The 6,815-nt window shown below is 64.8% G+C and carries 6 protein-coding genes; 4 read left to right on the top strand and 2 right to left on the bottom strand.

Annotation, left to right across the window (positions count from 1 at the left end; translation table 11 throughout):
• Positions 1–390 precede the first annotated feature (390 nt).
• Together ABS73_RS16595 and ABS73_RS16590 are read left to right on the top strand one after the other, a co-directional pair.
• Positions 391–1,419: a replication initiator protein A gene (locus tag ABS73_RS16595; protein WP_277023216.1), complete on the top strand. Its 1,029-nt coding sequence runs from the start codon at positions 391–393 to the stop codon at positions 1,417–1,419.
• A 98-nt stretch (positions 1,420–1,517) separates the two neighbouring features.
• Positions 1,518–2,684 (top strand): nucleotidyltransferase family protein, encoded by a 1,167-nt coding sequence (locus ABS73_RS16590; protein WP_338118606.1) that lies wholly within the window; start codon positions 1,518–1,520, stop codon positions 2,682–2,684.
• On the opposite strand, the gene ABS73_RS16585 is transcribed toward ABS73_RS16590, so the two are convergent.
• Positions 2,673–3,815 carry a glycosyltransferase family 2 protein gene (locus ABS73_RS16585; RefSeq protein ID WP_277023213.1) on the bottom strand — a complete coding sequence of 381 codons (1,143 nt, stop codon included), beginning with the start codon at positions 3,813–3,815 and terminating at the stop codon, positions 2,673–2,675. The two genes, ABS73_RS16590 and ABS73_RS16585, sit on opposite strands and share 12 nt — an antisense overlap.
• Before the next feature lie 118 nt (positions 3,816–3,933).
• Here ABS73_RS16585 and ABS73_RS16580 point away from each other — a divergent pair, with 118 nt between their 5' ends.
• On the top strand, positions 3,934–4,737 hold the full coding sequence (locus ABS73_RS16580; RefSeq protein ID WP_277023211.1) for a family 16 glycosylhydrolase: 804 nt from the start codon (positions 3,934–3,936) through the stop codon (positions 4,735–4,737).
• Positions 4,737–5,981, top strand: a complete 1,245-nt coding sequence (locus ABS73_RS16575) for an O-antigen ligase family protein (protein WP_277023209.1) — start codon at positions 4,737–4,739, stop codon at positions 5,979–5,981. Before ABS73_RS16580 ends, ABS73_RS16575 begins: the two co-directional genes overlap by 1 nt.
• A 78-nt stretch (positions 5,982–6,059) precedes the next feature.
• On the opposite strand, the gene ABS73_RS16570 is transcribed toward ABS73_RS16575, so the two are convergent.
• A complete protein-coding gene (locus ABS73_RS16570) occupies positions 6,060–6,323 on the bottom strand; it encodes a BrnA antitoxin family protein (protein ID WP_277023208.1) in 264 nt (87 codons plus the stop codon).
• Positions 6,324–6,815 lie beyond the last annotated feature (492 nt).

The following is a 6,815-nucleotide window of genomic DNA, read 5'->3' as shown; positions in this document are numbered from 1 at the left end:
GCTCTGCGGCTCAACACCAGGCCACGGAAAACGCTTGGCTTCGAGACCCCGGCTGCTACGTTCGAGAGAGCCGTTGCGCTGACCGGTTGAACCCACCGCTATGTCCCTTATGTCAATTTTCTTGAGAACCTTGGAATGAGTTATCCACAATCCTCAGTGTTAGATGGTGTTAAATACGTGTTAAGCAGCTTAAGATGCCATTTTTATTAATTAAAAACAATATTTTATGGAATCATCTTATGGGTGAAGTGTCGTTTCTCTATGGGTGAAGTGGTGATTCGTTATGGGTGAAGTGTCGTTTCTCGGTCGGTTATGGGTGAAGTGTCGTTTCTCTTGCCGCATGGGTGAAGTGTCGTTATGGGTGAAATGTCGTTTAAGGTCCGAGATCCGATGAACAGTCCCCTACTTCCAGATCGCCATCCGCAGAGAGACTTCTTTGTCTGCGACATCATCAATGCCGCGCCCAAAGCTGATGTGGGATCGATGGAGCATCCGATCTTCTCGCTTTCGACCAAGCCCGACCTCAGGCCCCGTCGCGATGAACACAACGGCCTGTCCATCGACATCAAGCCCTCCAGCGATGGGATCGCCACCGTCCATGACCGTGACATCCTGATCTTTTGCATCAGTCAGTTGATCCGCGCCATGAACGAAGGCCGCGATGTCAGCCAGATGGTCCGCTTCCAAGCCTCCGACCTACTTCGGGCCACCAACCGCATGACCACGGGCCGGGGTTATGACTTGCTCAAGGCCGCAATGGAGCGGCTGGCGGGGACCCGGATATCGACCAACATCACGACCGGCGGCAAGGAGGTCTTCGAGACCTTCGGCCTGATCGAGAGCGCCCGCATCGTCCGCCAGACGCGCGAGGGCCGCATGCAGGAGATCGAGGTCAAGCTGTCGGATTGGGTCTTCAACGCGATCCGCGCCCATGAGGTGCTGACGATCAGCCGGGACTATTTCCGCCTCCGCAGGCCCCTGGAACGCCGCCTCTACGAGCTGGCGCGCAAGCATTGCGGCAATCAGCGCGAATGGTCGATCGGCCTGGATCTGCTGCAGAAGAAATGTGGCTCGTCCTCGACCACCTTTGAGTTCCGCCGCCTCGTGGGCAACGTGATCCGACAGGACATCGCCCATTCGCATATGCCTGACTATTCGCTGCGTTTTTCCGCCGACGAGAGTAAGGTGGTCTTCCGCAACCGTGGCACCGCCCCCGCGCCCATGGCCGAGATCTTCGAGGCATTTCTGGACGCCGAGGCCCATGAAGAGGCCCGCGCCGCGGCGCCGGGCTGGGACGTGCGCAACCTGGAGACCGAATGGCGCCGCTGGTGCGCCGCAGAGGAAATCGAGCCCAAGCATCCGTCGCGCCATTTCGTGCGTTTCTGCCGGACCTGGTACGAAAAGCGCGGTCGTCCCTGAGGGATGCCGATCCTGCCGCCGGCAGCGGAAGACGATGAAACAGGATTGTGGCGGAGACCGGAAAGAGGGTCCCGCCGCGCCCAAGCAAGGCAAGACGGATGGTATTCAGCGCAGACATGATCGCAAGCGTCCGGGGGGATTCCCGCCCCGAGATTGACGTGCTGGCCGCCGCTGCTGCCCGGACCGGGGCCGCGCCATCGCGGCCGGAGGGCTGCAGCACAGGGCGGCCGCCCGATCCCCAACGCCTTTTCGACATCGCCCGGTTGAACAAGATGCTGGGCTGGCTGCCCATGAGCCCCGCCCAGCTGCCTTCCGGCTGCGCGGGGCTGGCCCCAAAGCTTCTTCAGGTCCGCCTGCACACGGCCGCCATGAACCGCCATGCGATGGCCGTCACCGCAGAAGCCGTGACCGGACTGCGCCAGGCGGGATTGCGTCACGTGGTCCTCAAGGGCCCGTTCCAGCAGCTTGCCGTGCATGATAACCCGTTCTTCAGGCCTTCGGGGGACATCGATCTTTATGTCGCGCCGCGTGACCGCCGGCGGGCCGGGGCCGTCCTGCGGAATCTGGGGTTCCTGCCCTTGGAACAGGATAGCGCCTTGTGGTGGGTCCCCTTTCTGGGAGAGCAGCACTTTCGCCGCGACGCCGATGGTGCCGTGATCGACCTGCATCATCGCCTGCAGCAGGCCGGGCTGCCCGCCTGGCAAGACGCCGAGAGGGTCCTCGATCGTGCCGGGTCGCTGTCTCATGCCGACGTGCAGATTCCGGTCCTGTCGTCGGCCGATGGCTGCCTGCTGATGACGGTGACCTTGGCCAAGGCGCTTCTGGCGCATGAGCCATGCGGATGGGCGGCCGTCGAGCTGACACATTGGCTGGCCCGCCTTGATGCGCCCGAACGCGCCCGGCTTGACCGGATCGCCGTGCGAAGCGGGCAGGAACGGACCCTGGCCCTGGGCCTGGCCCTAGCACGGGCCTGCGACGGGCAGGGCAGGGATGGGCAGGACAAGGACGGGCCGACCAGCGAAGAATGCGCCGCGCCGGGAATACCGGCTGCGCCCCGTGGCCTGCCGATGGACCCGGATCTTCTGCGCGACCTGGTTTTCCAGCCTTGGCAACGCGAGGCCGAGGCGCCGCGACGGCGCGAGCTGCTATGGATGCTGGCACGGGGTCGTCCCCACGTCCTGGCCCTGGAGGCGGTCCGCGCCGCCCTGTCCAATCAGGTCAGGGCAATGCTGGAACGGCGGGCCGGAAAACCCTCAATGCGCTGAGCGGTCACCCCCCACCGCCCGGGCCAGCCAAACGGCCCAGGGGGGCGCATCGCCGGGCAGGGCGTGACCACGGGCCGCCCCGGCCGCGATCAGCGCCGCCGCCTCGGCGGGGGGCTTCTCCCAAGGCCGGCCCGGTCCCGGCATCACGGGCAGCGGGGCCCGCAGATCCGAAAAATCTGCAGATTGGTAGGGACCGGCATCGGCCGCCGCGCGGCGACGACGACGGCGGTCGCGCAGGCTGTCGGCCAGATACAGGATCATGACAGGATCGACCAGGCGGGGCAGGGCGCTCTGCCAGCGACGCGCCTTGATATCCGCGACCAGCCGCTCATAGCGCAGGGCGCGGCGCAGCTGGCGGTCGACCGCGACGGCGGCCGCCCGCGTCTCGGGGTCGGGCAGCGGGGGCAGGGCGTGCAGCGCCTGCAGCATCGCCTCGACCGTCTCGACCGACAACCGGTGCGAGATCGAGGCCCCGTGCCGCCGATAGGCATAAAGCGGATCGGGGACCAGCAGCAGGCGCGCCCCATTGATCATCAGGCGCAGGACCAGGTCATGATCCTCGCCGATCCTCAGATCCGGATCATAGCGCAGTTCCGCCAGGACGGCGCGCCTGATCACCGGCTTGAGATAACCAAAGCGCGGCAGGGCAGATCCGCCGTCATTGCTGCGCAGATAGGGTGCCGGGCCCAGCACCATGGGGGCGGCCAGCGCCATGGGCTGCAGCAATGTCCGGCCCACAGGCTCGGGAACATCGCCGAAATAGACCAGGTCATCGGCCACCATGTCGACCCCCGCATTTTCGGCGGCACCAATCAGGCGGGCCAGCCGTTCGGGGTGGATCAGATCGTCGCTGTCCACGACAGCGATCCATGTGCCCTCCGCCATGTCCAGCGCAAGATTGCGGGTGGCAGCGGGCCCGGCATTTCGCGTCGAGGCGATGACCCGCACACGGGGGTCCTGCTCCGCAAACCGGCGGGCAATGGCCACGCTGTCATCATCCGAGGCATCGTCGGCCAGGATCAGCTCAAGCCGACGCTCGGTCTGCGCCAGTACCGAGGCCATGGCACGGGCCAGATGCGCCGCGCCGCGATAATTCGCCATGATCACCGAAACCACGGGGGGGGCCGTCATGCGCCCCGACGGACTGCCCGACATGTGAACGGCCTTTCTCTTGACCCCTGTCCCTGCGGCTTCCATAAGCCTATGGGGCCGGCGCGGCAACCGCGTGACCAAGGGGGCCTTCGTGCATATGCGTCATCTTCTTGCCCTCGTCCCGGTCCTTTTTCTGGCGGCAGCACCGCTGTCCGCCCAGGATACGGGGGGCATCATCGGCCCTGACAGGCCTCCCCATCCCGACGCGCAGGGCTTCTTCGAGGATTTCAGCGGCGGGCTGGACCGCGACCGCTGGTACGTCTCGGACGGCTGGACCAATGGCGACTGGCAGGACTGCGAATGGTCCGGCAGGGCGGTCCAGGTGCGGGACGGCCTGCTGACACTGTTCCACATTCCCGCACAGGATGCGCGCCCCGCCCTGTGCGGAGAGGTCCAGACCAACGCCTTCCTGCAGCACGGTACCTTCGAGGCGCGCATCCGCACGCCGCGCGCGTCGGGGCTGAACGCCTCGGTCTTTACCTATGTCGGTCCGGTCCACGGCGCCCCCCATGACGAGATCGACATCGAGATCCTGACCCGCGATCCCGGCGTGATGACGATGAACACCTATGTCGCGGGCCAACCCCATGGCGGCGGCACGGTGCCCTCTGCGGCCCCCTTCGACGACGGCTTCCGCACCGTCGTGTTCCGGTGGGCGCCTGACGGCATCACCTGGTTCCTGGACGGGCACAAGGTCCATCGGACGGCCCCGGACAGTCCCCTGCCGGATCATGCCCAGAAACTCTACATGTCCTTCTGGAGCACGACGACCCTGACCGACTGGATGGGCCGACAGGGCCCGCGCGACGGCCCCCTGGGATACGAGATCGATTGGGTCGCCTTCACGCCGCTGCAGGCCTCTTGCCTCTTCCCGCAATCCATCACCTGCGAGGATCGCTGATGGACCAGGGCGTCTTGGCGGCCCCCCGGTTTCAGCGCCGCCCGCGGCGGCGGATGCGGCACCGCACCCTGAGCTATTCCCCCAACGCCATCATAGGCTTCATGGCGATCTTTGCGCTGACCTTCGTCACCCCTCTGGGGTCCAAGGGCGCGCTGCTGTTCCTGATGGCCGGCATGGCCCTGGTCGCCTTCCGCCCCGGAGAGGTCTTGGCGGCGCTGCGCCGCGAATGGCTGATCGTCCTGGTGGCGCTGTGGTGCGTGATGTCCTTTGCCTGGTCCGACTACACGTCGCTGACGCTGAGACACGGTATCCAGCTGTTCCTGACCGTGATGATCGCCGTCGCCATCGGCTATCGGCTGGCACCGATGACCTTCGTGAAGATCGTGTTCCTGACCAGCGCGCTTTCGGGCCTGGCCAGCCTGCTGTCAGGGCGGGCCCGGGGGGACGGGATGGGATTTCTGGGCATTCATGCCAGCAAGAACGCCCTGGCGGATGCCAGCTCGCTGCTGGTCATCGCGGCCCTGGCGGTCCTGGTCGACCGAAGGCTGTCGGCGCGGTGGCGTCTGCCCGCGCTGGCTGCGTTGATCCTGGGGGCGATGCTGCTGGTCATGGGCCAGTCCAGCGGCGCATTGGTCAGCACCCTGGCCGTCATCGGGGTTTTCGGCGTCATTGTGGTACTGCAGCGTATGACGCCGGCTATGCGCTTGGTCGCGATCGCGCTGTCGACAACCCTGATCGCGGCGGGTGCTGTGCTGCTGATGGCGGTTTCGGATGAGCTGGCGCGCCTGTTTCTGGACCTGACCGGCAAGGACATAACCCTGACCGGCCGCACGGACCTCTGGGCGGTGGCCTTCGCTCAGATATCCGAAAGGCCGCTCCTAGGGGTCGGCTTTCAGGCCTTCTGGGTTCATGGCCAACCCATGGCTGAACAGCTTTGGGCTGATTTTGGCATTACGACCCGCATGGGATTCAACTTTCACAACACCATGATCTCAAACGCAGTCGAGATTGGCATCCTGGCCACCGCCGTGCAGACCTTTGTCTTCCTCGGCGCGACCTGGTCCTGCCTGGGCTGGGCGATCCGGCGACCCTCGGCAGCCTCAATTTTCTTCGCCCTGTTCATGGTGCGGCTGTTCCTGCTGATGTGGATCGAGGTCGTGTATTTCTACCAGTTCAGCATCTCGACCGGGATCATCATCGTGGTGATCTGCTATGGCCACCGCTTCAGGGCCGGTCTGCGCTAGGACCGGAAAGATGTCGACGCAAGAAGCCGCTGCGTCTGGCGTGCCTTCAAGCCACGGGTCCGCGGGTGGTTCTGCGCCTCACTTGGGCGGGGCCACGTCCGTCTCCAACAGCATCCGCACATAGCGGGTATAGGGGATGCCGCTGGCCCTGGCCTTGGCCTTCACCGCGTCCAGGAGGGCCGCGGGCAGGCGCATGTTCAACGAGGTGGCCTTTGGCTCGATCTCGAAGCGCATGGGGGTAAAGCCCGACAGATCATACTCGGACAGATCCGCCGTCTTGGCAAAGGCTTCCGCCCCGGCATCGCTGGTCAGCGGCGGCAGGGGCTTAGGATGGGCGTTCATAATGCGCGATCTTCTTCTGATGCATATAGCGGGCGCTGATGGGCCGCAGCTTTGTCTAACCATCGATCTCGCGGAGCTGGAACACCACGAAGACATGGCGCCGGCTGCCGTTGTCCCGATGGCACGTACCCGCGCCTCCTCGGAAAACGGATCGGCCAAGACCGCCGGCATCCGGGCAAAGACCTCCTCGATCTCGCCCTGGGACAGGCCATGCTTGCCGCATTTTGGCCAGCGGCGAGCGCCGCAAAAATGCAGGTGGCTGTAGAGGAATCCAAGAGGACGCTGTCTCTTATTGCGATGACCAGGAAACACTATCATGGATTGGATGACGAAACTTCGGGGAACTTAGTTCAGCTCTGCTACCGGACGGATTTGGATTGATCAGCGGGCACATGGTCTTGCCCCCGTTTCACCGGACACTCAGGCGGTTGCGGTTTGAGCTGCAATGAACTCGCGAGGCGAGCGCATTTTCAGCCCTGTGTGCGGGTGATT

The sequence above is a fragment of the Paracoccus sp. SCN 68-21 genome (assembly GCF_001724535.1).
Classification (GTDB): Bacteria; Pseudomonadota; Alphaproteobacteria; order Rhodobacterales; family Rhodobacteraceae; genus Paracoccus; species Paracoccus hibiscisoli.
This window is presented reverse-complemented; position numbering and strand designations above follow the sequence as displayed.